We start from the raw sequence: 25,104 nt of genomic DNA, 5'->3' as shown, positions 1-25,104 counted from the left end.
AGTGCATGAACATGCCACGAGGACTCGTCAAGATCGACGGAATCGGTCTCGCGGACCTGCCGCGGATCGGGCTCTACGCGATGGACATCACCGCCCCGGGATCCGAGGCGGGCGCGGGCGATGAGCCCGCGGCCCGCGAGACGGCGGGCGGGGTGCTCATCGTGCACGGGCACTCCGACCTGACGGAGACCGACGAGTCGATCGCTCGCACCTTCGGCACGAGAGTCGTCGCCGTCGGCCTGTCGAGCAACGCCGACATCTACACCCTGTCCGTCAGCGACGCCGACGGCCGGCGTCGCCACCTGGTCGACGCGCTCGAGGAGAGCTCACTGAACACCGGCGAGCCGCTGCCGGAGGAGGAGGGCTTCGACCGCCTGACCGAGGAGTCCGCGCTCGCCATCTTCGAGCGCCTCACCGGCATCTCGCGCGACGACATCGCAACGTCGGAGTTCACGATCCTGCGGCCGGCCCAGGAGCACGACCTGGTTGAGGCGAGCGACTACGACGCGTAGCGCTTCTGAGCCCTAGCCCGCGCCTTGGCCGCCTCGACCTCGCGGTCCTTCGGCGGCGCCGACGTCTCGAGCGCGTCGAGCAGGCGCGCCGTCGCCTGCGCCACCTCCGAGACAGCCCGCTCGAACGCCTCGGCGTTCACCTGCGACGGCTTCGTCGTGCCCGACACCTTCCGGACGTACTGCAGCGCCGCCGCCTGGACCTCGTCGGTCGTGGCCGGCGGCTCGAAGTTGTGGAGCGGACGGATGTTGCGGCACATGCGACCCACCATAGGCTCGGGTCCATGACAGGGGAAGACGCATGACCAGGGAAGACCCAGCAGCCGGCACGACCACCCGCCACATCACGTGCGTTCTGTGCGAGGCGAGCTGCGGCCTGCAGGTCACGCTGGACGCCGATCAGCGGATCCAGGACCTGCGCGGCCATGCGGACGATCCCCTGAGCCGCGGCCACATCTGCCCGAAGGCGTTCGCGCTCCAGGACATCCACGACGACCCCGACCGCCTCCAGCGGCCGCTGCGCAAGATCGACGGCGAGTGGGTCCAGGTCAGCTGGCACGAGGCGATCGAGCACGTCGCCCGCCGCCTCCACGAGATCCAGACCGCGCACGGCAGGGACGCGGTCGGCGTCTACCTCGGCAACCCCAACGTGCACAGCCTCGGCGCGCTCACCCACAACCTCCAGCTGGTCCGGACGATCCGCACCCGCAACGTCTTCAGCGCGACCTCGGTGGACCAGCTGCCGCACCAAGTGGTCGCCTGGATGCTCTACGGACACCAGTTCCTCCTGCCCGTGCCGGACATCGACCGCACCGACCTGCTGGTCCTCATCGGCCACAACCCGATGGCGTCCAACGGCTCGATCTGGACGGTGCCGGACTTCCCGCAGCGCCGTCGCGACCTCGCCTCCCGCGGGGGTCGGATGGTGGTCATCGACCCGCGCCGGACCGAGACGGCCAAGGTGGCCGACGAGCACCACTTCATCCGTCCGGGCACCGACGCCTTCGCTCTCCTGGCCATCCTGCGCGAGCTGCTGGCGAAGGGGGACCGGGCCGCCGCATACATCGACGGACTGGACCGGGTGCGCGAGGCGGTCGAGCCGTTCACCCCCGAGGTGGCCGAGTCCGTCAGCGGTATGCGCGCGACAGCCATCGTCGACCTCGCCGACGCGCTGTGGTCGGCGAAGCGGGCCGCCGTGCACGGGCGGATGGGCCTGTCGACGCAGGCGCACGGTGTCGTCGGGCAGTGGGCCGTGCAGGTGATCAACATCGTCACGGGCAACCTCGACCGCGAGGGCGGCACGATGTTGAGCAGCCCCGTCATCGACATCATCGCCAAGGGGATCATCGGTCCCGGCAAGCTGGGGCACCGCCGGTCGAGGGTGCGGGACCTGCCGTCGATGGGCGGCGAGCTGCCGGTCTCGGTGCTGCGCGAGGAGATCGAGACTCCCGGCGAGGGGCAGATCCGCGCGATGGTCACGGTCGCCGGCAACCCCGTTTCCTCGACGCCGGCGGGCGACCGGCTCGGCGCGGCGTTCGCCGGGCTGGACTTCATGGTCGCGATCGACTTCTACCTCAACGAGACCACCCGGCACGCCGACGTCATCCTGCCGCCGACGGCGCCGCTGGAACGCGACCACTACGACCTGATCTTCCACACGCTCGCGGTGCGCAACACGGCGCGGTTCTCCGAGGCGCTCTACGAGCCGGCGGCGCATCAGCGGCACGACTGGCAGATCGCGCGCGACCTGACGCTGGCCCTGTTGCGGGAGCGGGGCCAGCGGCCGAGCCTGCAGCAGCAGGCGCGGCTCCGGCTGAGTCCGCGGCGGCAGGTCGACCTGCTGCTGCGGACCGGCTCTCCACGCACCTCGGTGCGTCAGTTGACCCGCACCCCGGCCGGCCTCGACGCCGGCGCGCACGTCTCGCGCCTCCCCGGGCGGTTGTGGACCAAGGACAAGCGGATCGACGTCGCGGTCGACACCGTGCTCGAGCAGGTGCATGCGCTCGCGGCCGCTGTCGATGGCGATGCGACCTGGCGGCCCGAGCCGGACGAGCTGCTCCTCATCGGCCGCCGGCATCAGCGCGACAACAACTCCTGGCTGCACAACGCGCCGCGCCTGACCCGCGGGCGGTCGCGCCATCAGCTGCTCATGCACCCGGGCGATGCGCGGGAGCGCGGCATCGAGGATGGTATGCGCGTGGACGTCTCCTCGACCGCGGGCCGGGTGCAGGTCGAGGTGGCGCTGACCGAGGACATGATGCCCGGGGTGGTGTCGCTGCCGCACGGCTATGGGCACGACCGCGACGGGGTCGCGATGACTCACGCCCGGGGCCTGCCGGGGGTCTCGATCAACGACCTCACCGACCCCTTGCGGGTCGAGTCGGTGTCAGCCAATGCCGTCCTGAACGGCGTCCCCGTCCGTGTCACAGGGTCGAACGGGATCGATCCGAGGACTGTGGACAAACACGCCGAGGACTTTGTGTGATCCACAGCCGGTGGATCACATTCTCGCAGGTCAGAGGGTGTGCCGGACCGCTCGGGTGAGGACCGCATACCCCTTTGTCCACAGTCGTCCACAGGATTGTGGATTGTTCTCCACCGCCTTGACCACAGGTTCTCCACCGGTCGTCCCCACAACGTTGGCCACGTCTCCGGCGCGCCGGTAGCGGCTCCCGCACGGCCGACCTAGTGTCGTTCCGGGTCGGTGACAGCCCGCCTCGCGCAAGGGCTGTCGGACGTCGCTGACAGCATTCGGACCATGGTGGGAAGCGGAGGATCTGATGTCGGTCTCTGACGTCGAGCGGGAGATGGATCTGGGGCCGGCCGACCGCCTGCCCCCGCAGGACGTCAGCGCCGAGAAGAGCGTGCTCGGCTCGATGATGCTGAGCAAGGACGCGATCTCCGACTGCGCCGAGGGGTTGCGCGCGAGCGACTTCTACCGGCCCGCGCACGAGATGATCTACGACGCGATCGCCGACCTGTTCGGGCGGGGCGAGCCGGTCGACGCGATCACCGTGGCCGACGAGCTGACCAAGCGGGGGCAGCTGCAGCGGGTCGGCGGGCACGCCTACATCCACGACCTGATCCAGTCGGTGCCGACGTCGGCGAACGCCGCGTACTACGCCGAGATCGTCGCCGAGCGCGCGGTGCTGCGACGCCTCGTCGACGCGGGCACCCGCATTGTGCAGATGGGCTATGCGCAGGAGGGCGACGTCGTGGACGTCGTCAACGCGGCCCAGGCCGAGGTGTATGCGGTGGCCGACAAGCGCGGCAGCGAGGACTACGCGCCGCTGTCGGAGCTGCTCGAGGCGACGCTGCACGAGATCGAGGTCGCCTCGGGCCGCTCGGACGAGATGACCGGCGTGCCGACCGGCTTCATCGAGCTCGACGAGCTCACCCATGGTCTGCACCCGGGGCAGATGATCGTCATCGCGGCGAGGCCGGCCGTGGGCAAATCGACGATAGGACTCGACATCGCCCGCGCCGCGGCGATCAAGCACGGCATGGCGACTGCGGTGTTCTCGCTCGAGATGAGCAAGACCGAGATCACGATGCGCGTGCTCTCCGCTGAGGCGTCGCTGCAGCTGCAGGACCTGCGCAAGGGGACGCTGCGCGACGAGGGCTGGCAGAAGCTCGCGCGGGTCATGGGTGACATCTCGGTGGCGCCGCTCTATATCGACGACAGCCCGAACATGACGCTCATGGAGATCAGGGCCAAGTGCCGGCGCCTGAAGCAGCTGCACAACCTCAAGCTCGTCGTCATCGACTACCTCCAGCTCATGACGTCCGGCAAGAAGGTCGAGTCCCGGCAACAGGAGGTCTCCGAGTTCTCCCGCGCTATCAAGCTCCTCGCCAAAGAACTCGACGTCCCGGTCATCGCGATCTCCCAGCTCAACCGTGGCCCGGAGCAGCGCACCGACAAGCGTCCCCAGATGTCGGACCTCCGTGAGTCCGGATGCCTGCCCGCCGACACTCGGATCCTGCGGGCGGACACCGGTGCCGAGACGACGATCGGCGAGCTGTATGCGTCAGGCGCCAAGGACATCGAGGTCTGGTCCCTCGACGACGGACTGCGCTATCGCAAGCGAACCATGACGCACGTGTTCTCGACGGGGACTGCACCTGTCTTCCGGCTCACCCTGGCATCGGGCAAGACGGTGCGCGCGACGGAGAACCACCCCTTCTTCACGTACGACGGATGGCAGCCGCTCGCGTCGTTGCGGCAGGGCGACCGCATCGCGGTGCCCAGACACGTGTCCTCGCCGCGGCTGGTCACCGAGTGGACCGATGAGGACGTGACCGGTGCTGCTCGCCTGTCCGCCGTCGCCGGGCTCCCTGTCCCCACTGACGCCTTCAGCCTGCCCAAGGAGCAGATCGCCCGCTTCCTACGCGAGATGTATGCGGTGGCCGGCTCCGTGCGCGACTCCGACGGCGACCTTGGTTGCGTGCACCTGACGACGGCGTCGCGCCAGGTCGCCGATTCGGTAGCCCGTCTTCAGCTCCGGTTCGGCATCTCGAGCCGCGTGGTCGACGGCGCACTCATCGTCGACCACTCAGATTCGATTCGGAGGCTGTGTCAGGAGATCGGCGTCAGCGACCCCGCGGCTGCCGGACTGCTCGCCGAGGTCAAGGCGGCGGAGGCCGCGGAGATCGAGCAGAAAGTGCTCGAGGAGCTCGAGGACATCATGGCTGGCGAGTCGGTCACCAGGTCGATCCTCGCGGGAGCGTCTCGCGCCTCCGAGGCGGGCACGGTCGCCATCGCGGAGGCTCCTTCGAGTGCTCGCCCCGCGCTCCTCGCGGAAGCGCTGTCTTCGGCCGACATCGAGTTGTCAGCGATCAACGATGTCGAGTGGGACGCCGTCACCGATATCGAGCCCGCAGGGGTCGAGGAGGTCTTCGACGCCACGGTGTTGGGATCGCACAACTTTGTCGCCGACGGCATCTCGGTGCACAACAGCATCGAGCAGGACGCCGACATGGTCATCCTCCTGCATCGCGACCGGGACCCGGCCTCGGGCAAGGAGGGGGAGGCCGACGTGATCGTGGCCAAGCACCGAAACGGGCCCACCCGCGACATCACCCTGGCGTTCCAGGGTCACTTCAGCCGCTTCGCGAACATGGCCCAGAACTTCTAAAGCCCTCAGCCTCATGCAGACGACCCCCTCCCTGGACAGTTTGCTGGCAGCCGAGCGCGCCCTGCACACGGCTCAGCGAGCAGCCGACGTCGTGGCGCTCGACCGGTTGCTCGATGACCGGCTCGTGGCCATCGGGCCCGATGGCGCCACGTTCACCAAGAAGGACGATCTAGCCGGATGGCGGTCCGGCCATTCGGTCATCACTGAGCTGGTCGAGGAGGATCTTGAGGCGCTCGTCGCGGGGAGCACCGGAGTCACGTTCTTCACGGGGACCATCGCCGGGACGTTCGGTGGCGAGTCCATGTCGGCTCGCCTGCGGTACACGCGGACATGGACGCACGACGACGATGCCGGGTGGCGCATCCTCGCCGCCCACATCGCTGTAGTCGCCCCACCCACCTGACCGCCAAGGGCGAACAAGCCGGTTCAGGCGGACGTCGCGGCGGAGACGTCGACGCAGATGATGCCCCTGTTCCCGTCTTGTCGGCGATCACCGTCAACGAGGGTGCGTTGCTGTCGTCGACGATCGTTCCGACCGCAGAGACGGCGGCCGCGATCTGCCGCTCTGCCGTCTCCGGTGGGAGGTAGACCTCGACGTGGAACCGCTGCCGCCCGACCTCACCCGTTCGGCGTCGCCGGACCACGGGTTCGGTACTCGGCCCGTAGCATCTCGAATCTCGTTACTCGGTGTGCCGCGACGCGGGGCATCGGGAGCCCCCGGTTAGCAAGGTCGCCCATACCGGCGCGACGGTCGCTGATCGCGCCGCATCGAGCCCCGAGTTCGATGTCGCTGACGGACCATTGGTCCGGCCGGGGGCCGTGGTCCGCCGTCCGTGTCGGTCAGGCGAACGCAGCGCGGACGACGAGGTCCAGGACCGGCCGGATGTCGGAGTCGTCATGTCGGGCGACGCGGTGCAGAATCAGCCCCTCCGCACACGCCATCAGGGCCCGTGCCGACGCGCGTGCGTCAGCCGCACCGAGGTCGTGAAGCAGGCGTTCCAGCCCTGACTCGAAGACCCCTCGACCCTGGCCGAGCTTCTCGCGAAGAACAGGGTCGTGGCTGGCCTCCATGAACAGGACCAGCCGCGCGGTCGTCAGAGTCCGTTGGTCCTCGGTGGTGCGGTCCAACAGCGTGACCATGGCGTCGACCAGATCGTCGGCCGAGCGCGGGGCGAAGGACGCCTCGATGCCCGCCACCTCCCGCTCAAGGATCGAGTCGGAAACCCCACTGAGCAACGCTTGGCGCGTTCTGAAGTAGTTGGACGTCGATCCGGGCGGGAGCTCGGCACGGTCGTCGATCCGGCGGTGCGTGAGGGCCTTCAGGCCCTGCTCACCCAGGAGTTCGATGGCGGCGTCCAGGACCCGATCCCGCTGAGTGGTCACGTCGTCACTATAGGAGTAGTGACATCGATCCACTACGGGAGTAGTGTGCCGGACATCGGCACAGAGCTGTGCCGGGAAAGGCGGCCACCATGCCGTCAGTACTCGTGACCGGCGCCGGCCGCGGCATCGGCGAGGCCATCGCTCTGCGACTGGCCCACTCCGGATGGAGCGTGTTCGCCGGCGTGCGCGACACCGCCAGCGGGGACCGCCTCGCGGCTCAAGACGGTCGGATCGCGCCGGTCCTTCTCGATATCACCGACGAGGCGCACGTCGCCGCTCTGGCCGACCTGCTCCCGGAGCGTCTCGACGCGCTCGTCAACAACGCGGGCATGGGCGTCGTCGGCCCCGTCGAGGCTGTGTCCATCCCGGACTTCCGCCGTCAGTTCGAGGTCAACGTCTTCGGCCAGGTCGCCGTCACCCAGGCCGTCCTCCCGAGGATCCGCGCCGCCGGCGGCCGCATCGTCTTCATCTCCTCGACAGGCGGGCGCGCTCCGGTGCTCATGGAAGGCGCCTACTGCGCCTCGAAGTCCGCAGTCGAAACGCTCGCAGACGTCCTGCGGGTCGAGCTGCGACCCTGGCACATCGACGTGTCGGTCGTCGCACCCGGGCCCACCGACACCGGCCCGTGGCGGGAGATCCAGTCGATGTTCACCGATATGGAGCAGAGGATGTCGGCGGACCATCGCCGGCTCTACGAGCAGCACATCCGAGGGATGCTCAAACTGGTCGGAACCCTTCAGCCCCGCACCGTTCCTCCTGACGTCGTCGCCAAGGTGGTCGAGCAGGCGCTGACCACCCGCCGCCCGCGAGCCCGTTACGCTGCGGGGGTCCAGGCCCGGGCGATGCTCACGGTGAACGCCGTTCTCCCCACGCGGGTCAACGACGCGGTCGGCGCTCGCCTCCTGGGTCTGCGGTAACGTGCGATGACGGGACCGTCACGACGGACCCGACCCGCGCATACCGCGTCCCCAGATGCAGAGGAGCACAGGTGACCGGCCACGTCGACCCCAGCAGAGAGAGCTTCGACGCCTTCAAGGACCTGCCTCGGGACCAGCCGATCCACATGCTCAACCTGCTCCAGTTCCGGGATGTGGCCAGCTATCCGGACGGTCACCAGAACGCCGACAAGGGGTGGACCGGCCGGCGCGCCTACCGCGAGTACGGCCGCACGAGCGGTCCGGTGTTCGCCCGAGTGGGCGGGGTCATCGTCTGGCGGGGGACGTTCGCGTGCACCGTCATCGGCCCCGAGAGCGAGCGGTGGGACGACGCCTTCATCGCCCAGTACCCGAGCGCGGCAGCCTTCCTCGAGATGCTCGCCGATCCTGACTACCGGCAGGCCGTCGTCAACCGCACCGCCGCGGTGCTCGACAGCCGGCTCGTGCGGTTCACACCGGGGGAGTCAGGGGCTTCCTTCGGCTGACGCGAGCGTCGCCGCGATCTCCTCCGCCCACGCCGTGATCGCCTCCCAGTCGCGGAAGTCGCCGGCCGGGAGGCTGTCGCGGGCCGCGGGCATGCGACGGGTGAGGCGCTCCGCGAGCCCGATGGGCTCTGCGTCGGGGTCATAGGCGCCGAAGAACACCTGCTCCCCTCGCGGCCGGAGCAACTCGGTCAGCTCGTCGAACTCCCGAGGCCGCGTCGTCTCGAGGACGTCCTTGCCTTCTGCGTCGACCAGATCGGTGCCGAGTGGTCCGCTGCTGAACAGCCACACCGGCCGTGCCGCCAGCTCGTCGCGGTACTTCTTGGCGAAGCGGACGGCCGGCTTGAGCCAACGGAACATGTAGGCCGCACCTCCCAGGACGACCGCGTCACAGCCGTCGAGGCTGTCGATGTCCTCGACGGGACGAGCCCGAGCGTCATGACCGCGGTCGGTCAGCTCCTTCGCGATGTGCTCGGCGATCCCGGCGGTGGCTCCGTGTCGCGTCGCATAGGCCACGAGAACTCTCATCACCTTCCCCTTTCTCTGACAGCAGAATCCGGAACGCTGGTCACCGGACGGTCGGCCGGTCGTCCAACCAGCCGAGGATGTCCTGGGGCAGACGGCTGCTGGAGATCGTCCGGATGTGGCCGAGACCCTGATAGGTGAGCGTCGTGCAGTCGTCGATCGCTTCAGCCGTCTCCTCGACCAACGGTGGCGGGAAGAACCGATCGGATCCTCCGCAGACCATGAGCACCGGCACCGAGATGCGGGACAGCGCCTCTCGGGCGTCGAAGGTCCGCTCTGCCTCGGCCTCGACGAGCAGGTCGCCGGCCGGCGTCCGGCCACCGCGGAACGCCACCCCGGCGAGCGGACCCGCCATGCGCCGCAGCCAGGCATAGCGTTCGTCGGGCAGCAGGTACTCGAGCATGGTCGACCCCGCCCGCGCGTGCTGGCCGGTCGCCCGCAGCCGGGCCCAGCGCCCGTCGACCTCGCGACCCCAGTCGGAGACCCTCGCCGCGGCACCGACGATGACCACCCGGCCGACGACGTCGGGGTGGTCCGCCGCCAGGTGCAGTGCGATCAGCCCGCCGTAGGACTGTCCGACGACGACATCCGCCCTGCCGCCCATCTCGGCACGGATGAACTTCGCCTGGTCGCGGGCCATGTCCGCGACCGTGTGACCGGCCGGCATGTCTCGGCGCCGAGTGGTCGTCCAGGTGGCGTAGCCAGCTGCCAGATAGGGCCGCAGCTGTCGCTCCTCCAACGCCGCCATCAGCCCGGTCGCGACCTCGCTCCCGGGCCCACCCGGCAGGAACAGCATCGACTGCGGACCGGCTCCGAGGACGGCGAACTCCATGCCGCTGGACACCCCGGTCCTGCGCGGCGGCCGCTCGCGGCGCTGCAACGAACCGACCAGTCGCGACACGCCCAACCCCCTAGTCACTCGCCGACTGTCGCGGGGTCGCGGTCGCCACCGAAGGCGCGCAGGTACCCCGCCAGGGCCACCAGGCTCGCGACGACGATCAGGGAGACGAGGACCGCCGGGGGCAGCGAGTCTCCGACGCCCGAGACGAGCATCAGTGTCATGGCCGCGACGATGCTTGTCCCCATCAGAACCGAGAACGTCAGCCACGGCGCCACCCAGAACAGCCCGTAGTCACGGTTCTGCAAGGCCGCCACGCCGCTGATGATGAACCCCGGCAGGACCACGGACAGGTCGATGACGTGGATCGGGTTCACGATCAGGCCCGCCTCGGTCAGGCCGGCCGGCACCGAACCGGTGACCAGGGCCGGCACGAGCTCGCCGAGCCAGAGGGCGGCGAACAGGACGCCGGTGAGAATGAGCACCCACGCGGCCACGGTCCGCGGACGACCGGGTGGGTATGCGGTGGTCCGGTCCCGCACGTCGCTCACGTGGAAGATCACCGCCCATGCGCTCAAACCCAGCACGGCGACGTAGACGAGGAAGAGGTAGTTCAGGTGGACCGCCATCGCGTAGACGATGAAAGCGTAGATCAGGTACATGAGGGTCCCGAGCCACACGAGTCCCGCTCGGTGCGACCCGCTCCGGTACCGCACGGCGGCGATGAGCAGGACGACGACCGCGACCAGGTTTCCGAGATCCTGGCCCCACGCCTGGATAGTCCAGTTCTCGGTCTCCCGGTCGTACACGCGGGAGTCGAGAAGACCGGCCAGACTGGAGATGGTCACCAGGACCGACAGGACCACCGACCACGGGATGATGGGGCGGGGCGGCACCGACCGCATACCTCTACCGTAGACATCGAGGGAGAGCCATGACAGCCCCCTCCGGAAGTCGGACCACGTGAGCTTCGACAAGCTCGTCGCCGCCGCCCTCGACCTCGTGCCCGACACGGGACGGGCCGTTCTCGGGATCGCCGGCGCCCCCGGCTCGGGGAAGACCACCCTGGCCGAAGCCCTCGTCACGCGCATCGCGGCCGCCCTCGGACCGGACGTCGTCGCCCATGTCCCCATGGACGGCTTCCACCTCGCCGACGTCCAGCTCGAGCGGCTCGGCCTGCGTGACCGCAAGGGCGCGCCGGAGACCTTCGACGCCGCGGGGTACGCCGCGCTGCTCCGGCGGCTGCGAACCGACGCCGACCGACCTGTCTATGCACCGGGCTTCGAACGCACCCTCGAGCAGCCCATCGCGGGCGCCGTCGTCGTGACTCCGACCGTCCGGCTCGTTGTCACGGAGGGCAACTACCTGCTGCTCGACCGGCCCGAGTGGCGTTCCGTCAGAAGCGAACTCGACCAGGTCTGGTGGGTCGAGACCGACGACGCGACGCGTCTGCGACGGCTCACCGACCGGCACATTCGGTTCGGCAAGCGCCCTGACCTCGCAGCCGCCTGGGTGGCCGAGGTCGACGAGGTCAACACCGCTCTCGTGCGCGCGCATCGCGAGCCTCCCGACCGTGTGGTCGTCGGTGTCGCGGACTCGTGGTTGCTCGCGGACCTCTGACCCGCCCACCCGGGCCACCGGGTCGGCCCGTCGACTGTGGCGCCGCACCCCTCGAAAACCGTTCCGGTGGCGAGGCGCGCCGATCCGGGTTACGTTCGCCTCTCGTGTGCCGACGACCCGGCACCGTGTCCCCTGCACAGTGACGAAGGAGTCCTGATGACAAGTCCGCGCATGAAGCGCACCGTGGGAACGGCGGGAGTGGTGGGCGTTCTGCTCGGCACAGCGCTCGTGACCGCGCCGTCCTCCGGCGCCGCACCGGCCCAGGCCGCGTGCGACACCCGCACCAACAACACCTACGAGAAGCTGCTCGAGTGCGTGCGGCTCGCCGGAGTCGTCGAGCACATGGAGGAGTTCCAGGCCATCGCCGACGCCAACGGCGGCAACCGGGCCGACCAGACGCCGGGTTACGACGCCAGCGTCGCCTATGTCGTCGACGTCCTCGAGGAGGCGGGCTGGTCCGCCGAAGTGGTCCCGTTCACCTACGACGCGGCCGACGTCGTCCTCCGGCAGCTGACGCCGGTCACCGCGGACTACACCGCCTTCGACGCACAGGGCACGGGCGAGGGCGACGTCACCGGCAGTGTGATCCCCGTCGACATCAACCTCGTCGGCGACCGAGCCAACAGCAGCGGCTGCGAGGCTGCCGACTTCGCGGGCCTGAACTTCGCCGGTCCGAACGACATCGCGCTCCTGCAGCGCGGGACGTGTGCCTTCGGTTTGAAGGCGCAGAACGCCCAGGCGGCAGGCGCCGAGGCGGTCGTGCTGTTCAACCAGGGCGACCCGGGTGCCGGAGACCGTTTCGGTGCGCTCAACGCGACGCTGCTGCCCTTCGAGGCGGCGATCCCCGTGGTGGGCACCACATTCGCCGCCGGTGAGGCGCTGGCCCAACCGGGTTCGACCGCACAGGTCAAGGTGGACTTCTTCGAGGTGACGTCCTACAACGTCATCGGTGAGCTCGCCGGCAAGACCGACGACAACGTCGTCATGGCGGGCGCGCACCTCGACTCCGTCCCCGCCGGCCCCGGGATCAACGACAACGGCTCTGGTTCGGCGGCACTCCTCGAGGTCGCCCAGCAGATGAGCAAGTCCCGGCCGCAGAACACCGTTCGCTTCGCGTGGTGGGGCGCCGAGGAGCTGGGCCTCATCGGGTCCACGGAGTGGGTCGGTCAGCGCACGCAGGAGGAGCTCGACGAGATCGCGCTCTACCTCAACTTCGACATGATCGGGTCGCCGAACTACTACTTCGGTGTCTATGACGCGGACCAGTCGAGCTTCGAGGCGCCGGTCGACGTGCCCGCCGGTTCCACGCACATCGAGGAGACCTTCGAGTCCTTCTACACCCAGCGCGGCGAGCCCTACGACGACTCGGCGTTCAGCGGTCGGAGCGACTACCAGGCGTTCATCAACAACGGCATCGCCTCCGGTGGCCTCTTCACCGGCGCCGAGCAGATCAAAACCCCCGAGCAGCAGGCGATTTGGGGTGGAACGGCGGGCGATCAGTTCGACCCGTGCTACCACCTCGTCTGCGACACGATCGACAACTACGACCCGCACGCGCTGGAGGTCAACTCCGACGCGGTGGCTTTCGCGGTCTTCACGTACGCGGCGTCGACCGAGGGCGTCAACGAGGTCCGGGGCGCGAAGATCCCGGGCAACTTCCGGATCCCGGCACCCGCTGGTCCCGAGCACACGTTCGCGGGCCCGCTGGGCGGCGACGACCACGGTCATGACCATGACCACGACCGCGTCGCCGACTGATCTGAGGTGAACCACTCGAGGGTGGGCGGACTGGGTCCGCCCACCCTCGACTCTTCTCCCGGTATGCAAGCACGGCGCTCGCCCGGTGACCGCCTCCGAGGTCGTTGACGGACCCGGGCGGCGCAACTAGCTTCAGGTCGTCGCACCGCGCGGCCCTGCACACCGGAGGCTCGAATGACCAGCATCGACAACCCTGCCGACCCACGAGGCGTGCAGGACCTGCCCGGGTGGGTCAAGGCCAGCTGGATGACCATGCTCATTCTCGGTCTCGTCATGATCGGGCTCGGCCTCGTGCTGATGTTCAACCTCTCAGCCGGCGTCAACACCCTGCGCTGGCTCGTGTTCTTCGCCCTGCTCCTCTCGGCGGTGGAGGCCCTCGGCACCGCCTCGTTGCGCGAGCGCCGGTGGATCGGGTGGCTCGTCGGGGCGGCCTACCTCATCGGCGCGGTGGTCACCGTCGTGTGGCCCCAGGTGACGCTCTTCGTCCTCGTGCTCACGGTCGGTATCTCCCTCCTCGCCGGCGGCCTCATCCAGGCCGTCATGGCCTGGCTGGCCAGGGGCGAGGTGCAGGGCTGGGGCTGGAACCTCGCTCTGGGCCTGATCTCGGTCGCGGCCGGACTCTTCTTCATCTTCGGCAACACGGCCGTCTCGCTGGCCGTCCTCGCGATCGTGCTCGGACTCCACGTTGTGGTCACCGGCCTGACCCTCGTTCTGCTGGCCCTGGCCGTGCGCGGCGTCGCGAGGACCGTGTCCTCGGCCCTGAACTCCCCCTGACTCACACCCCGAGCCTGTTCCGGGGGGCGACCAGGGTGCGCTCAGGTGCCCCCCTCATAGCGGCTGATCAGTCTGGGCAGCAGGCTGGTCCGCATGATCTCAGTCGAATCGCTCACCAAGACCTACGGCCGCTTCACGGCCGTCGACGACGTCACCTTCACCGCGGCCACCGGTCGCGTCACCGGCTTCCTCGGCCCCAATGGCGCCGGCAAGTCCACCACCCTGCGGATCCTGACCGGCCTGACGCCGGCCACCGCCGGGACCGCCACGATCGACGGGCGCCGCTTCGCCGACCTGCCCAACCCGGGTCGGGAGATCGGTGTCCTGCTCGACGCCTCGGCCCAACACGCCGGACGGACCGGCCGGGAGATCCTCACCATCGCCCAGCGCACGATGGGCCTGCCGAAGTCCCGGGTCCAGGAGATGCTCGACCTCGTCAGCCTGACCGCCGAGGAAGCCGACCGCCGCGTGCGCAACTACTCCCTCGGTATGCGGCAGAGACTCGGCATCGCCACCGCCCTCCTCGGTGACCCCCACGTGCTCATCCTGGACGAGCCGGCCAACGGCCTGGACCCCGCCGGCATCCGCTGGATGCGCGACCTGCTGCGCGGCTACGCAGACCGCGGCGGCACCGTCCTCCTCTCCTCCCACCTCCTCCACGAGATCGAGGTGATCGCCGACGACCTCGTCGTCATCGGCAACGGCCGCATCGTCGCCCAGGGCACGAAGACCGACCTGCTCGCCACTGTCGGTACGGTGACCCGCGCCAAGGACCGGGCCGCACTCAGCCGTGCGCTGGAGGAAGCCGGTCTCGACCACACGGTCCACCCCGACGGCAGCGTCCACACCGACGCCACGACCGATCAGGTCGGCGAGGTCGCCCTCGCCGCTGGCCTCGCTCTCACCGAGCTCCGTCACGCCGACGGGGCAGGGCTCGAGGAGATGTTCCTCGAGCTCACCGCACAGACCCAGCGCGAAGGAGTCGCAGCATGAGCACCACCGTCCTCGAACCCACCGTCGGCGGGCCAACGTCCGGCGACAGCACAGCCACCGTCGTGCGCCCCCGGGCGGCGGCGGCGCGCATCCCGCTCACCCGCATCGTCGGGGTCGAGCTGCGCAAGATGTTCGACACCCGCGCGGGCTTCTGGTTGATGGCGAGCATCGTCATCACCAGCCTCCTGGCCACCGCGGCCCTGATCGTCTTCGCGCCCGACGACGCGCTGACGTTCGACAACTTCGCGGCAGCGATCGGGGCGCCGATGACGGTGATCCTGCCGATGATCGGCATCCTCGCGGTGACGAGCGAGTGGAGCCAGCGCAGCGGCCTGACGACGTTCACCCTCATCCCCCACCGCGGCCGGGTGCTCGGTGCCAAGTTCCTCGCCGCACTCGTCGTCGGCATCGTGGCGATGTTCATCGCGCTCGTGGTCGGAACCCTGGGCACACTGCTGGGGAGCGTGGTCACCGGGCTCGACCCGGTCTGGAACGCCACCGTCAGCGAGTTCGCCCTGATCGTCGTCGGCAGCGTCCTCGGGATGCTGTTCGGGTTCATGCTCGGCGTGCTCATCCGCAACTCCGCCGGCGCGATCGTCGCGTACTTCGTCTACACGCTCGTGCTCCCCCCGCTCCTCGGCCTGCTCGCCTCGACCCAGCAGTGGTTCGCCGACCTGCAGCCGTGGGTGGACTACGGCTTCGCGCAGGCGCCGCTGTTCAACGGGACGGTGACGAGCGAGCAGTGGCAGCAGCTGGCCGTCTCCGGAACCCTGTGGTTCCTCATCCCCCTGGCCGTCGGTCTGGTCATCGTCCGTCGCTCCGAGGTCAAGTGACCGGCTGATACATCCAGCCCGTATGCGGTGGCTGAGCCCCGCACGCAACCCCACCGGGGCCGGTGTCATGGACGCCGGCCCCGGCCCTTTCGCGGCCCGTCCCCCCACCAGAGCAGACCTGTGACCAGAGCAGACATGTAGCTGCCGGGCTCGTGGCTCAGGGGTGCCGGAAAACCCGGATCACCGCGTCGACCCCGGACGTCGGGTCGGGTCGGCGCCGCTCCTCCGAGAGCTCGACGTGCCAGTGCGGGTCGTCGATCCACTCGTCCACGTCGGCGAGAGACACCTGCCGCTGACCGGCCGCGGGGGTCGGCGCACCGGTGGCGGGGTCACGGGGTTGGTGACCGACGAGCAACAGCCGGCCACCCGGGGCGACCCCACCAGCCAGGCGTGCCAGTGCCCCCGGCACCGACCCGGCGACATGCACGTAGACCTCGCCACGAGGTCGAACGCCTCCGCCTCCGGAACCCATGATCCGAGGTCACCCTCCAGCCACTCGACGCGGCCGGCGACGTCTGGACCGGCTGCCTGCGCGCGAGCTCGCCCGAAGTCCAATGCGGTGGCGGAGAAGTCGACGGCGGTCACCTGCCAGCCTCGCTCAGCCAGCCACACCGCCTCTGCGCCGTGTCCACAGCCGGCGTCCAGAGCCCGGCCCGGTTCCAGGTCCGCGGTCAGCTCGAGCAGCCATCTGTTCGGCGGCATCCGTCCGACCTTCTCGCCGGCGGTCGCGCGCACCTGCGTCCAGCGGTCCTCCCACCCGGACCGGCCGAACGAGCCCTCTGCCATGGGCCTAGAACATCCCGTTGGCGTTGCTCGACAGCTCCGGGACCGGTTGGAGAACGTCCCAGTGCTCGACGATCCTGCCGGCGTCGTCGAGGCGGAAGATGTCGATCCCGGCGTACTCCAGGTCACCGGGCCACACCTGGTGGCAGTGCAGGATCACGTGGTCACCCTCGGCGAAGGCTCGGATGAACTCGACCCGCTTGCCGGGGTACTCGCGGGCCATCCGCTCGAAGTAGTCGACGAAGGCCCGCTTGCCGTCTCCGACGTGCGGGTTGTGCTGGATGTAGACGTCCCCGGCGTACCGCTCGATCGCCTCGGCAGGACGGCACTGGTTGAACATCAGGTCATAGAACGCCGTGACGTTGGCCTTGTTCTCCTCCAGGTCGGGCATCGCCGGCTCCCCTGTCGATCCGCTTCTCGCTAGGGGACGATCCTACGACCGCTTGTGACCCGGGATACGAGGCGCGAGCATGGAGGGGTTCGTCGAGCCGCATCACCGAGGCTCACGGCTTCGGACCCATGTGCGAGTGGAGGATCGGTGGTCATGAACACGGTCAGGTCGACAGAGTCGAGCCGAGAGCCCGCCTTCTACGGTGTCTATCGCGCTCTGGTCGTCGACATCCAGGACCCGACGAACCGTGGTCGGGTCCAGGTGAGGCTGCCCGGTCTGGCCGACAGCGAGGGCGGCGATCTCACACTCTGGGCCGCGATGTGCACGCCGTACGCCGACAGAGACCACGGGCTCGTCATCCTCCCGGAGGTGAACAGCCAGGTCGTGGTCGCGTTCGAGGGAGGTGAGCTGCGCCATCCGTTCGTCATCGGTTCCACGTGGAGCGATCACCTGCCGCTTCCGCACTTCCCCACGCCCGGCAACGACATCCGCCTGCTTCGAACCCGCGGCGACAGCAGGCTCGAGTTCGACGATGGCGCGACCGGCCCGAAGATCAGCATGAGCACGCAGTCGGGGCACCAGGTCGTGCTGGACGCGGGCGCGGCGGAAGTGACCGTCACACACTCCAACGGGTCCACGATCAGGATCACCGCGGCCGGTGACATCGAGATCACCGCCGGCAGTGCCGTGAACGTCACCGCGCCCTCCTTCACGGTCGACGCGCCGGTCGCCACCTTCAGCGGCGTCGTGAACTGCCAGACCCTCATCGCCGGCGTCGGCGTGGTCTCTCCGTCCTACACGCCGGGTGCGGGCAACATCTGGTGAGTGCCCGTGACCTGGAGGCCCGACACTCAGCTCCCTCGCCGACCGATGAGGTAGAAGCGGTGGACCGGCTCGTCCGCGCCGGGTGAGGTTCCCCGCTCGTACCACTCCACGTCGGTCAGTCCGACCGCCTCCGCAGCTGCGATGACCGTGGCGGGGTCGTGGTGGACGAAGTCGAGATCCACCGGGATGTCCCACAGCTCGGCGACATGCCGGATCGAGGGACCGGCGTACAGGCTGAGCACCACCGAACCTCCGGGGCGCACGGGCCGGGCGAGCGCTTCGATCGCGTCGCGGAGCTCGGAGCCGGCGAGGTGCACGAGCGAGTACCACGCGAGCACCACGCCCCAGCCGTCGGCGTCCACCGGGCGCATCAGGCGGCGCAGGTCGCCCACCTCGAAGGTGATCTCGGGATGGTCGACCCGAGCCTGTGCGATCATCTCGGCGCTCAGGTCCGATGCCACGACGCGGGCACCGTGGTCGTGCAGGTAGGCGCTGATCAGCCCGGGACCACAACCGACATCCGCCACGGGGTGCCCGTCCGCCAGGTCGACGACCCGCTCGAGGAGCCACCGCTCGAAGGGGGCCTCGTCGAGCTCGGAGGCGAGCCTGGTCGCGTACTCACCGGCGAGCGAGTCGTATGCGGCGCTCACCTTGGCATCCCGAGCCTGCGGTCCTTCGGTGAGCACGCTCTCCAGGTCGACCGACTCCGATGCCACGTGGGCGTCCGAGGGAAGCTGCACCGGCCCGAGGAGGTGGATCCATCGCGGGTCCTGCCACCCGGGCCGCCGGGCGAGCTCCTGGACCAGTGGTTCCTCGCGGGTTGCGAGCCTGCTCAGGCACTCCTCCACAGCAGCGCGGTCGGTGAACCCGTGCAGCCGCTCGGTGCGAGTCCTCAGCTCGCCGGCGGACTGCGGACCGCGCAGCAGGAGCACGGTGATGAGCGCACGCTCGGCGGGGTCGAGGCCGAGGGTCTCGTCGAGGAGCTGGTGGAACTTCAGCGTGCGCTGGCCGCGGCCGTCCCAGACGACCCGCACCAGCCCTCGCCCTTTGAGCGCGCGGGCAGTGGACTCGACCGTCTGGTCGTCGTAGTCGACGACCGGGTCCCGGCTGGTGCTCTGGTTGCACGCGGTGCGCAACGCGTTGACGGTGAGGGGATAGCCGGCGGGTACGGTGACCTGCTTCTCCAGCAGGGCCCCGAGAACTCTTTGCTCGGTCGGCTCCAGGTGCGGCAGGGGCGACATCTCTTCTCCTTCGAACCGTGACTCCGCGATTCACTCAGTCTGCCGTGAACGACTTACAGCGGGCCGCGTCCCTCGACGACCCGGTTGTCGGGTCCCGGCGCCTCGGGAAGCTCACTGGCCCGCACCATCCGCAGCCCGGTGACGAAGAGCAGGCCACCGAGCATGTTGAGCGGGATGACGTACCAGACCCACGCGAGCCAGTCGAGATAGCTGACCGCGGCTCCGGCGTGGATCGCACCGAAGATGAGGATGGAGTCGAGCACGGAGTGGAAGAGGCCGAGCCCGGCAAGGAGGAACCCCGCTGCTACCGACGCGAAGACTCGCACCCCGTCGGAGTCGGTGCCGCGGTGCATCCGGGTGAGCAGGGTGATCACCATTCCACCCAGAAGAGAAAGGGCGACCGCGCGCAGATCGAGCGGTGACTCGACGAACTCCCGGGCGGTTGTCTCGAGAACCTCGCGGAACTGGGGAAAAGCCTGCACGGCCACCCACATGAAGATCCACCCACCCACCAGGTTGGTGACCAGGGTCGCGGTCCAGAGCCGCACCAGGTGACGCAGTCGCCCTCTCCCGGCGAAGACGGCCATCACCGGGAGGAGGAAGTCCTCGGTGAACAGCTCACTGTGGGCGAGAAGCAGCGCCACGAGCCCGATCCCGAAGGCGAGGCCGGCGAGGAGGTGGTTGCCCGTCGCCTCAAGCACGGCGAGGTAGGCGAGCACCCCGACGCCGATCTCCATGCCCCCGAACATCCCCGTGGTCAGCAGTGCCCGCCACCCGCGGTGCAGCCGCTCGCTGCCCTCCTCGACGGACTCTCGGAAGGAGTCGACGACCTCCTCCTCGACCTCGGCCGCCGTCGGGTCGAGGGCGTCGTCGTCTCCGTGCCGCATGCTGGCTCCCTCCGCCGCTGACAGCGATCTCTGGTCCCGAGCGTATGCGACTCGCCGGGCAGCGGCGCGCGGGTGCAGCTGGCGCACGGCAGCTAATGGGCTCCGAAGTCCACCGTTGTGTACCACTCGGTACCGCCCGGGTAGACCAGGCCCACTCCGGCGTGCGTGAACGCGCAGGTCTCGATGATCTCCCTATGACGAGGGCTGTTCATCCACCAGTCGACGGTGGCCGATGGCGTATTGCCGGGAGGCCCGCTCGCCCAGTACATGATCTCCCCGATGCGGGACACGGGTGCGTAGCCGGCATCCGCGATGCGTTGCGAGGGCGTGCTTCCGTCGGATCCGAGGTGACTCGGATCCGAGCGGACTGCCGGGTTGTCGCGCATGTCCACCGCGTGGCGGTCCGCAGCGGCGCGTAGCCGGTCTTCGCCGGCAACCGGATCGCAGCCGGCCGCGGCACGCTTGTCGTTGATCAAGTCGAGGATGTCTTGCCCTGGAACGCTGGATGTTCCCGGGCAGGCAGTGGCTGTGCTGAGTACGGCAGCGGCAATGGCCGCAACCGGCATAGCGTGACGTCGCATCTCGACTCCTCTCCTCGTGGGTTCACTGAGGAAGAGTCGCGGAGGGTCACCCTGATACCTCGCGTCGAACGATGCCTGACGCGACCCGGCGTCGGTGCCGGCCTTGTCCGGCTCCGCACCTGCTGCGTGTTCACCGAGCGCGACGACATGGCCGCGCGGTCGAGACGGCGGCCGTTCGTTCCGAGATCGCCGTGACTGGCCGGCCGGGCTCGGTCAGCTTGCGAAGGCGATGACGCCGCCCAGCAGGAGTGCCGATCCGGTCACGGCACAGATCCGGCATCCGGTGCCTGCCGGTTGTGAGTCCCGGGCGACGAGCACCGCGGTGCCCACGGCGACGATGGCCGCCACGACGAGGTAGATCGGCGTGGAGTACAACCAGGAGTACGGCACGAAGTGGACCGCCAGGGTCACGGCGAGAGTGGCGACAGCCATTGTGTGCCGGCCACGGGCGACCAGGACGATGACGAACGGCAGCACCAGCAGCTGTCCCATGCTCAGATAGATGGACAGGGCGTTCAAGGTCGGGTCGTCGGGCCGCGCGCCCTGGGCGGCTGTCATCGTGAGCAGGAGCCCGAGTGGTAGGCCGACCATTCCTTGGAAGAGCGCCGCGTAGGTGCCGACGCGATCACCGAAGCGCCGGCCCAGCAGGGCGGCCGTCAGCCACGTGAGCCCATACGCAACGAGGAACCCGAAGCCGTTCTGGTTCACCTGCGCGAGCTCGCGCAGGTAGTCCTGCACATCCATCGGTCCCCCCGTGGCCGTGTTCACCGAACTGCCAGACTAACCGGGCCAGCCCTCCGCCGGTCCGGCAGTCCTTACGGGGCGAGAAGCACCTGGAGTGCGATCCACCCGACGGGCAATGCCAGGTTGAGGACGAGCGCCACGGTTGCGGCCGTGCCCGCCCCGGCCCGCTTCGCCCGAAGGGCGAGAAGGGCACCGACGAGGCTCGGAAGCACCATGACCAGAAGACTTCCGATGCCTGCCACCCAGCCGAGCAGGCCCTGGTCGAACACCGACTCCTCGGCCGGGTCGATGTCGAACCAGGATGCGACCCAATAGGCGCCGGCGAACATCACCCAGAACCACACGAGATAGGCAAGGTTGACCAGGTAGGCCGCCAGCGTGAGCGTTCGCGCCCTGGATGAGGTCGGCGTTGGCTTGTGGGTCGAAGTGGCGGACATTCGGACCACCTCCTCACTTTCAGCGTACGCGCGCGGCACCGCCTCGCCGTGTGATGTCGGAGACAGTCGCAGCCGAGAGTCCGTCGTCGGTCTCCGAGTCAGCCCCCAGGGGGCTGGGCCCCGACCGGCCACTCACGGTGCGGTGTGGCCCGTCCAGCGCTGCCCGTCCCAATAGCGTCGTACGCCGAGATGGTCGGGGTACCAACCCGCCGGGACGGGTTGCGCGCCGGTGTGCACCACCGGCGCCACCGCATACGCGACGTTGGTCACCTGGGCGGGCTCGCTCTGGACGGCCATGACGAGAGCCACGATCCATCCGATGAAGGTCCAGCCCACGAGGAGGTTGAGCACAGCGATGGCCAGTGTGTTGCTCTTCTGCCGAGTGGCGGCGACGGCCCAGGGCAGGAAGTAGCCGAACGTGATGATTGCGAACACCCAGGCGATGGCGATGTGCGCCGAACCCACCGGGCGAGCGACCGCCGTCGTGTGCGTGTAGGCGCCGGTTCCGGCCGGTAACCCTGCGGCGGGGCCGTACGGTGCCGGCTGCGCGGGGCCGGCGGGCGCGTACGGCTGAATGGGCTGTGGCTGTGGCTGTGGCCAGGTCGTATAGGGCTCGGTCGGCGTCGAACGCTGCTCGTCGCTCACGTCCCCTCCTTCTCCGAACGACATGTGAGTGTTCCCCCGGTACCCGCCAATCACACACGCGTGGGGGTTGCGCCCATCATGGCAGGTCGCTCCCTCCCGGCCGAGACTAGGGTGAGGGGATCCGAGCAGAGACGAAGGAGAGGCCGCTCCCATGGGGTTCCTCAACGACATGGCTCTCGCCGCCCGCAACGGACTCAGCCGTGCCTCGGGTGCGGTCACCAGAATGACTGCGGCGCTGAACGGGAATCGTCCACTGGCGAAGGTGGACCCCCCGCCCGAACAGCCCGCGTCGATTCGTCAGGTGATCGACGAGATGCGCCGCTTGAGTGTTGCCCTGCCCGCCGGAGACGGGGTCGCCGACTTCCACCGCATGTACCTGCACGTCACCGAGCGCGTTGGAGAGGAGGTGGCGGCCCGCTCCTTCCAGGACGCGGCCTTCATGGAGCGCCTCGACTGCGTATTCGCGGGCCTCTACCTCGACGCATGCCGCGCGAGCGACGCGAACTCTCGCAGCAACGCCTGGCAGCCACTGTTCGAGCTCCGCGCGCAACCGGGCACCGCGCCCCTGCAGTACGCCCTGGCAGGGATGAACGCGCACATCAACTTCGATCTCGGTCTGGCGCTGGTGCGCACGTGCCGCCAGCTCGGTCGGACCCTGGACTCGCCGGGAGTGCGCGCCGACTTCCTCGCCATCAATGAGCTCCTCGCGGCAGAGGTGCAGCAGGTGCGCGAGTCCTTCCTCGCCGGAGCCGCAGTCGACCTCGACCGGGCGGCGGCTCCGGTACTCAACGTCGTCGGCGGGTGGAGCATCGAGGCGGCTCGAGACGCGGCCTGGCTCAGCGCGACGGTGCAGTGGGCCCTGCAGGGCAGACCGGACGCGTACGCGGGTTACCTCGAGTCCCGCTCATCCTTCGTCGGCCTGGTGACGCGACAGCTGCTCACCCCGGTGACGTTTCCCGAACGTCCGGCTGTCCCCGGCAACGGTGTGTGACCGGCTTGGGCTGCACGGCTTCGCACCCCATCGCCGCCTTGCCCCTGCGATCTGACGACGTGAGCGAGATACTGGCGCGATGAGCGGAAACGACAGTGGTGTGCCCCCGTACGTCGTCCTCGTGCCGGGGTTCTGGCTCGGGGCGTGGGCATGGGACGAGGTCCTGCCCCGTCTCGACGAGCAGGGCGTGCAGGCGGTCGCCCTGACGTTGCCCGGTCTGGAGCCTGATCATCCCGACCGCGGCTCGGTGCACCTCGAGGATCACGTCGCCGCGATCGAGGCGGCGCTCGCTGCCGCGCCGGAGGACGCACGCACAGTCCTCGTGGCCCACAGCGGTGCAGCCATTCCCGCCACCGTCGCGCTGGATCGGCACGTCGACGATGTCGACCACGCGGTCTGGGTCGACACCGCTCCCGTGGTCGACGGACATGCGATGGACCCGGAGGTCGCCGGCGCCGAGTACCCGTTGTCCGCTCAGTACGACGAGGAGCTCGAGCAGGGATCCATGGCCGGTCTGACCGAGGAGCAGCTGGCGACGTTCCGCGACAGAGCGGTGCCCCAACCCGCGGCAATGATGCGCGAGGCCGTCACCCTGAGTGACGAGCGACGCCTTGACGTCCCGGGCACCATTGTGTGCAGCGCATACTCGTCGGCCGACTACCGCTCCTACGCCGAGCAGGGCATCCCGTTCCTCGCGGGTCTCCTGGAGTATCGGCGGTTGACGCTCGTCGACCTGCCGACCGGCCACTGGCCGATGTGGAGCAGGCCGGAGGACCTCGCGGACATCATCACGCGGGCGGCACGCGCCTCGTGATCATCGTTGCCGGCGCGTTGTTCGTGGCTGCGTCCGCTCGCGAGGACTACCTGGCCGGATGCCGGGACGTCGTCGAGCGTGCCCGCAGCACCGACGGATGTCTGGACTTCGCCGTGTCAGCCGACCTGTTGGACCCGCGGCGCGTCAACGTCTACGAGCGGTGGGCGGACGAGGGCGCACTCATGACCTTCCGAGGATCCGGGCCATCGGGAGACCAGACCGCCATGATCGAGCACGCGGACGTCAGCGAGTTCCGCATCAGCCCGTAGCGGGGGACGTGCCGAAAGGCGCGCCCTGCGGCTGGCGGGGTGTGGCTCGGGTCACCGGAGGCCGGCGTCCTCCCGGATGGATCACCGGATCGGTCGAGGCGACCGTGTGCGTGGGGCTCAGGCGGGGAGGTTGGTGCGTGCACGGGCTCCGCGACCAGCATCGGGTCCCCCGAGGATGATGGGGGGATGGCCCTGGCCGTCTGTCTTCTCTTCGATGCCGACTCCGATCTGCGGGTACGCGAGCTGTGGTCGCGGCTCGAGGAGGCGGGGATCTCCACGCCGGCGACCCACACCCACGGACGCCACCTTCCGCACCTGTCGTATGCGGTCCTCCGCAGCTGGGACCTGCACCGCGTCCAGGGCGCGCTGGGCGGGCTTCCCCGGGCTGATCCCTCCCCGGTCACGGTTCACGGCACGATCACCTTTCCACGTGGCCGGGTGGCGTTGGCCCCGGCCATCTCGACCGACATCGCGTCTCGTCAGGCTGCGGCGGTCACCGCCGTGACGACTTCGGGTGGTGAGCTTCATCGTCACTACTGCGCCGGTCAGTGGATACCCCATGTCTCCGTTGCGACCCGAGCCAGCGGCGCGCAGCTGTCCACTGTCGTGAGGATGGTCTCCGACGTCGTGCCGCTGACCCTCCACATCCACGATGCAGCTCTTGTCGACACGACGACCGGCCGGACCTGGCCGCTGCCGCATCTCATCTGA

Annotated in this window: 29 protein-coding genes and 1 pseudogene; 16 read left to right on the top strand and 14 right to left on the bottom strand. The window is 69.2% G+C overall.

Annotated elements, in window-relative coordinates; genetic code table 11:
• Nucleotides 1-5: 5 nt before the first annotated feature.
• Nucleotides 6-512, top strand: coding sequence for a hypothetical protein (locus GA707_RS05965; protein ID WP_152177484.1), 507 nt, complete (start codon nucleotides 6-8; stop codon nucleotides 510-512).
• Here GA707_RS05965 and GA707_RS05960 read toward each other — a convergent pair.
• Entirely contained in the window at nucleotides 500-769 is a 270-nt protein-coding gene (locus GA707_RS05960) for a DUF2277 domain-containing protein (RefSeq protein ID WP_152177483.1), read from the bottom strand. The genes GA707_RS05965 and GA707_RS05960 overlap by 13 nt on opposite strands.
• Before the next feature lie 41 nt (nucleotides 770-810).
• Here GA707_RS05960 and GA707_RS05955 point away from each other — a divergent pair, with 41 nt between their 5' ends.
• The 3 genes from GA707_RS05955 (at nucleotide 811) to GA707_RS05945 (ending at nucleotide 6,047) form a co-directional block, all read left to right on the top strand.
• The gene (locus tag GA707_RS05955) at nucleotides 811-2,994 is read left to right on the top strand and encodes a molybdopterin-dependent oxidoreductase (protein ID WP_152177482.1); all 2,184 of its coding nucleotides are present in this window, start codon (nucleotides 811-813) and stop codon (nucleotides 2,992-2,994) included.
• A gap of 295 nt (nucleotides 2,995-3,289) precedes the next feature.
• Nucleotides 3,290-5,644, top strand: coding sequence for a replicative DNA helicase (dnaB, locus tag GA707_RS05950; RefSeq protein WP_152177481.1), 2,355 nt, complete (start codon nucleotides 3,290-3,292; stop codon nucleotides 5,642-5,644).
• Between the two features lie 13 nt (nucleotides 5,645-5,657).
• Entirely contained in the window at nucleotides 5,658-6,047 is a 390-nt protein-coding gene (locus tag GA707_RS05945; RefSeq protein WP_152177480.1) for a nuclear transport factor 2 family protein, read from the top strand.
• A 437-nt stretch (nucleotides 6,048-6,484) separates the two neighbouring features.
• Here the strand turns inward: GA707_RS05945 and GA707_RS05935 are convergent, their stop codons facing one another.
• Complete coding sequence (locus tag GA707_RS05935) at nucleotides 6,485-7,027, bottom strand: TetR/AcrR family transcriptional regulator (protein WP_152177479.1); 543 nt, start codon at nucleotides 7,025-7,027, stop codon at nucleotides 6,485-6,487.
• A gap of 89 nt (nucleotides 7,028-7,116) precedes the next feature.
• Between GA707_RS05935 and GA707_RS05930 the strand changes: the two genes are divergently transcribed.
• Nucleotides 7,117-7,944, top strand: coding sequence for an SDR family oxidoreductase (locus tag GA707_RS05930; RefSeq protein ID WP_152177478.1), 828 nt, complete (start codon nucleotides 7,117-7,119; stop codon nucleotides 7,942-7,944).
• Nucleotides 7,945-8,015: 71 nt separating this feature from the next.
• Nucleotides 8,016-8,447, top strand: coding sequence for a DUF1330 domain-containing protein (locus GA707_RS05925; RefSeq protein ID WP_226963557.1), 432 nt, complete (start codon nucleotides 8,016-8,018; stop codon nucleotides 8,445-8,447).
• Here the strand turns inward: GA707_RS05925 and GA707_RS05920 are convergent.
• From GA707_RS05920 to GA707_RS05910, 3 genes are read right to left on the bottom strand one after another with little or no spacing between them, the layout of a single operon-like run.
• Nucleotides 8,427-8,972: a flavodoxin domain-containing protein gene (locus GA707_RS05920; RefSeq protein WP_152177477.1), complete on the bottom strand. Its 546-nt coding sequence runs from the start codon at nucleotides 8,970-8,972 to the stop codon at nucleotides 8,427-8,429. The genes GA707_RS05925 and GA707_RS05920 overlap by 21 nt on opposite strands.
• Nucleotides 8,973-9,012: 40 nt before the next feature.
• Entirely contained in the window at nucleotides 9,013-9,870 is an 858-nt protein-coding gene (locus GA707_RS05915; RefSeq protein WP_152177476.1) for an alpha/beta fold hydrolase, read from the bottom strand.
• Between the two features lie 14 nt (nucleotides 9,871-9,884).
• Nucleotides 9,885-10,712, bottom strand: coding sequence for a hypothetical protein (locus tag GA707_RS05910; RefSeq protein ID WP_152177475.1), 828 nt, complete (start codon nucleotides 10,710-10,712; stop codon nucleotides 9,885-9,887).
• A 58-nt stretch (nucleotides 10,713-10,770) separates the two neighbouring features.
• Here GA707_RS05910 and GA707_RS05905 point away from each other — a divergent pair, with 58 nt between their 5' ends.
• The 5 genes from GA707_RS05905 to GA707_RS05885 all read left to right on the top strand — a co-directional run bounded on the left by GA707_RS05905 (nucleotide 10,771) and on the right by GA707_RS05885 (nucleotide 15,785).
• The gene (locus GA707_RS05905) at nucleotides 10,771-11,427 is read left to right on the top strand and encodes a nucleoside/nucleotide kinase family protein (RefSeq protein ID WP_152177474.1); all 657 of its coding nucleotides are present in this window, start codon (nucleotides 10,771-10,773) and stop codon (nucleotides 11,425-11,427) included.
• Between the two features lie 156 nt (nucleotides 11,428-11,583).
• On the top strand, nucleotides 11,584-13,185 hold the full coding sequence (locus GA707_RS05900) for a M20/M25/M40 family metallo-hydrolase (protein WP_152177473.1): 1,602 nt from the start codon (nucleotides 11,584-11,586) through the stop codon (nucleotides 13,183-13,185).
• Between the two features lie 174 nt (nucleotides 13,186-13,359).
• Complete coding sequence (locus tag GA707_RS05895; protein ID WP_152177472.1) at nucleotides 13,360-13,959, top strand: HdeD family acid-resistance protein; 600 nt, start codon at nucleotides 13,360-13,362, stop codon at nucleotides 13,957-13,959.
• A gap of 93 nt (nucleotides 13,960-14,052) precedes the next feature.
• Nucleotides 14,053-14,952 carry an ABC transporter ATP-binding protein gene (locus GA707_RS05890; RefSeq protein WP_193315192.1) on the top strand — a complete coding sequence of 300 codons (900 nt, stop codon included), beginning with the start codon at nucleotides 14,053-14,055 and terminating at the stop codon, nucleotides 14,950-14,952.
• Nucleotides 14,949-15,785, top strand: a complete 837-nt coding sequence (locus tag GA707_RS05885) for an ABC transporter permease (RefSeq protein ID WP_152177470.1) — start codon at nucleotides 14,949-14,951, stop codon at nucleotides 15,783-15,785. Before GA707_RS05890 ends, GA707_RS05885 begins: the two co-directional genes overlap by 4 nt.
• Nucleotides 15,786-15,942: 157 nt before the next feature.
• Here GA707_RS05885 and GA707_RS21150 read toward each other — a convergent pair whose 3' ends face one another.
• The 3 genes and pseudogenes from GA707_RS21150 to GA707_RS05875 all read right to left on the bottom strand — a co-directional run bounded on the left by GA707_RS21150 (nucleotide 15,943) and on the right by GA707_RS05875 (nucleotide 16,959).
• The gene (locus tag GA707_RS21150) at nucleotides 15,943-16,257 is read right to left on the bottom strand and encodes a hypothetical protein (protein WP_226963604.1); all 315 of its coding nucleotides are present in this window, start codon (nucleotides 16,255-16,257) and stop codon (nucleotides 15,943-15,945) included.
• Between the two features lie 17 nt (nucleotides 16,258-16,274).
• A pseudogene (locus GA707_RS21715) lies at nucleotides 16,275-16,571 on the bottom strand (cyclopropane-fatty-acyl-phospholipid synthase family protein); the annotation flags it as partial.
• Nucleotides 16,572-16,575: 4 nt separating this feature from the next.
• Entirely contained in the window at nucleotides 16,576-16,959 is a 384-nt protein-coding gene (locus GA707_RS05875; RefSeq protein ID WP_152177469.1) for a nuclear transport factor 2 family protein, read from the bottom strand.
• Nucleotides 16,960-17,112: 153 nt separating this feature from the next.
• Between GA707_RS05875 and GA707_RS05870 the strand changes: the two genes are divergently transcribed.
• Nucleotides 17,113-17,784 carry a phage baseplate assembly protein V gene (locus GA707_RS05870; protein WP_152177468.1) on the top strand — a complete coding sequence of 224 codons (672 nt, stop codon included), beginning with the start codon at nucleotides 17,113-17,115 and terminating at the stop codon, nucleotides 17,782-17,784.
• Between the two features lie 26 nt (nucleotides 17,785-17,810).
• On the opposite strand, the gene GA707_RS05865 is transcribed toward GA707_RS05870, so the two are convergent.
• The 6 genes from GA707_RS05865 to GA707_RS05840 form a co-directional block, all read right to left on the bottom strand.
• Entirely contained in the window at nucleotides 17,811-19,025 is a 1,215-nt protein-coding gene (locus GA707_RS05865; RefSeq protein WP_152177467.1) for a DUF480 domain-containing protein, read from the bottom strand.
• A 53-nt stretch (nucleotides 19,026-19,078) separates the two neighbouring features.
• Nucleotides 19,079-19,912 (bottom strand): formate/nitrite transporter family protein, encoded by an 834-nt coding sequence (locus GA707_RS05860; protein ID WP_152177466.1) that lies wholly within the window; start codon nucleotides 19,910-19,912, stop codon nucleotides 19,079-19,081.
• 92 nt (nucleotides 19,913-20,004) lie between these two features.
• Complete coding sequence (locus GA707_RS05855) at nucleotides 20,005-20,388, bottom strand: CAP domain-containing protein (protein WP_193315191.1); 384 nt, start codon at nucleotides 20,386-20,388, stop codon at nucleotides 20,005-20,007.
• 318 nt (nucleotides 20,389-20,706) lie between these two features.
• Nucleotides 20,707-21,261, bottom strand: a complete 555-nt coding sequence (locus GA707_RS05850; protein ID WP_152177464.1) for a hypothetical protein — start codon at nucleotides 21,259-21,261, stop codon at nucleotides 20,707-20,709.
• Between the two features lie 47 nt (nucleotides 21,262-21,308).
• Nucleotides 21,309-21,674 carry a hypothetical protein gene (locus tag GA707_RS05845; RefSeq protein ID WP_152177463.1) on the bottom strand — a complete coding sequence of 122 codons (366 nt, stop codon included), beginning with the start codon at nucleotides 21,672-21,674 and terminating at the stop codon, nucleotides 21,309-21,311.
• 132 nt (nucleotides 21,675-21,806) lie between these two features.
• Entirely contained in the window at nucleotides 21,807-22,319 is a 513-nt protein-coding gene (locus GA707_RS05840; protein WP_226963556.1) for a superinfection immunity protein, read from the bottom strand.
• 151 nt (nucleotides 22,320-22,470) lie between these two features.
• Here GA707_RS05840 and GA707_RS05835 point away from each other — a divergent pair, with 151 nt between their 5' ends.
• The 4 genes from GA707_RS05835 to GA707_RS05820 all read left to right on the top strand — a co-directional run bounded on the left by GA707_RS05835 (nucleotide 22,471) and on the right by GA707_RS05820 (nucleotide 25,104).
• Complete coding sequence (locus GA707_RS05835) at nucleotides 22,471-23,310, top strand: DUF5995 family protein (protein ID WP_226963555.1); 840 nt, start codon at nucleotides 22,471-22,473, stop codon at nucleotides 23,308-23,310.
• 79 nt (nucleotides 23,311-23,389) lie between these two features.
• On the top strand, nucleotides 23,390-24,124 hold the full coding sequence (locus GA707_RS05830; RefSeq protein ID WP_152177461.1) for an alpha/beta fold hydrolase: 735 nt from the start codon (nucleotides 23,390-23,392) through the stop codon (nucleotides 24,122-24,124).
• A complete protein-coding gene (locus tag GA707_RS05825) occupies nucleotides 24,121-24,393 on the top strand; it encodes a putative quinol monooxygenase (RefSeq protein ID WP_152177460.1) in 273 nt (90 codons plus the stop codon). The genes GA707_RS05830 and GA707_RS05825 overlap by 4 nt, the downstream gene beginning before the upstream one ends.
• Nucleotides 24,394-24,579: 186 nt before the next feature.
• On the top strand, nucleotides 24,580-25,104 hold the full coding sequence (locus tag GA707_RS05820; protein WP_152177459.1) for a 2'-5' RNA ligase family protein: 525 nt from the start codon (nucleotides 24,580-24,582) through the stop codon (nucleotides 25,102-25,104).

This window comes from Nostocoides sp. F2B08 (assembly GCF_009184895.1).
In the GTDB taxonomy this organism is placed as follows: Bacteria; Actinomycetota; Actinomycetes; order Actinomycetales; family Dermatophilaceae; genus F2B08.
The sequence above is the reverse complement of the archived record's forward strand: the minus strand, read 5'-3'. Positions and strand labels throughout refer to the sequence as shown.

Excerpts from the sequence above, each read along its gene's own strand:
- GA707_RS05965 (WP_152177484.1), top strand. The coding sequence starts at position 6 with ATGAACATGCCACGAGGACTCGTCAAGATCGACGGAATCGGTCTCGCG.
- GA707_RS05860 (WP_152177466.1), bottom strand. The coding sequence starts at position 19,912 with ATGCGGCACGGAGACGACGACGCCCTCGACCCGACGGCGGCCGAGGTC.
- GA707_RS05835 (WP_226963555.1), top strand. The coding sequence starts at position 22,471 with ATGGGGTTCCTCAACGACATGGCTCTCGCCGCCCGCAACGGACTCAGC.
- GA707_RS05875 (WP_152177469.1), bottom strand. The coding sequence starts at position 16,959 with ATGCCCGACCTGGAGGAGAACAAGGCCAACGTCACGGCGTTCTATGAC.
- GA707_RS05895 (WP_152177472.1), top strand. The coding sequence starts at position 13,360 with ATGACCAGCATCGACAACCCTGCCGACCCACGAGGCGTGCAGGACCTG.
- GA707_RS05900 (WP_152177473.1), top strand. The coding sequence starts at position 11,584 with ATGACAAGTCCGCGCATGAAGCGCACCGTGGGAACGGCGGGAGTGGTG.
- GA707_RS05870 (WP_152177468.1), top strand. The coding sequence starts at position 17,113 with ATGAACACGGTCAGGTCGACAGAGTCGAGCCGAGAGCCCGCCTTCTAC.
- GA707_RS05910 (WP_152177475.1), bottom strand. The coding sequence starts at position 10,712 with ATGCGGTCGGTGCCGCCCCGCCCCATCATCCCGTGGTCGGTGGTCCTG.
- GA707_RS05920 (WP_152177477.1), bottom strand. The coding sequence starts at position 8,972 with ATGAGAGTTCTCGTGGCCTATGCGACGCGACACGGAGCCACCGCCGGG.
- dnaB (WP_152177481.1), top strand. The coding sequence starts at position 3,290 with ATGTCGGTCTCTGACGTCGAGCGGGAGATGGATCTGGGGCCGGCCGAC.
- GA707_RS05885 (WP_152177470.1), top strand. The coding sequence starts at position 14,949 with ATGAGCACCACCGTCCTCGAACCCACCGTCGGCGGGCCAACGTCCGGC.
- GA707_RS05960 (WP_152177483.1), bottom strand. The coding sequence starts at position 769 with ATGTGCCGCAACATCCGTCCGCTCCACAACTTCGAGCCGCCGGCCACG.
- GA707_RS21150 (WP_226963604.1), bottom strand. The coding sequence starts at position 16,257 with ATGGGTTCCGGAGGCGGAGGCGTTCGACCTCGTGGCGAGGTCTACGTG.
- GA707_RS05930 (WP_152177478.1), top strand. The coding sequence starts at position 7,117 with ATGCCGTCAGTACTCGTGACCGGCGCCGGCCGCGGCATCGGCGAGGCC.
- GA707_RS05890 (WP_193315192.1), top strand. The coding sequence starts at position 14,053 with ATGATCTCAGTCGAATCGCTCACCAAGACCTACGGCCGCTTCACGGCC.
- GA707_RS05820 (WP_152177459.1), top strand. The coding sequence starts at position 24,580 with ATGGCCCTGGCCGTCTGTCTTCTCTTCGATGCCGACTCCGATCTGCGG.
- GA707_RS05865 (WP_152177467.1), bottom strand. The coding sequence starts at position 19,025 with ATGTCGCCCCTGCCGCACCTGGAGCCGACCGAGCAAAGAGTTCTCGGG.
- GA707_RS05955 (WP_152177482.1), top strand. The coding sequence starts at position 811 with ATGACCAGGGAAGACCCAGCAGCCGGCACGACCACCCGCCACATCACG.
- GA707_RS05945 (WP_152177480.1), top strand. The coding sequence starts at position 5,658 with ATGCAGACGACCCCCTCCCTGGACAGTTTGCTGGCAGCCGAGCGCGCC.
- GA707_RS05830 (WP_152177461.1), top strand. The coding sequence starts at position 23,390 with ATGAGCGGAAACGACAGTGGTGTGCCCCCGTACGTCGTCCTCGTGCCG.
- GA707_RS05845 (WP_152177463.1), bottom strand. The coding sequence starts at position 21,674 with ATGTCCGCCACTTCGACCCACAAGCCAACGCCGACCTCATCCAGGGCG.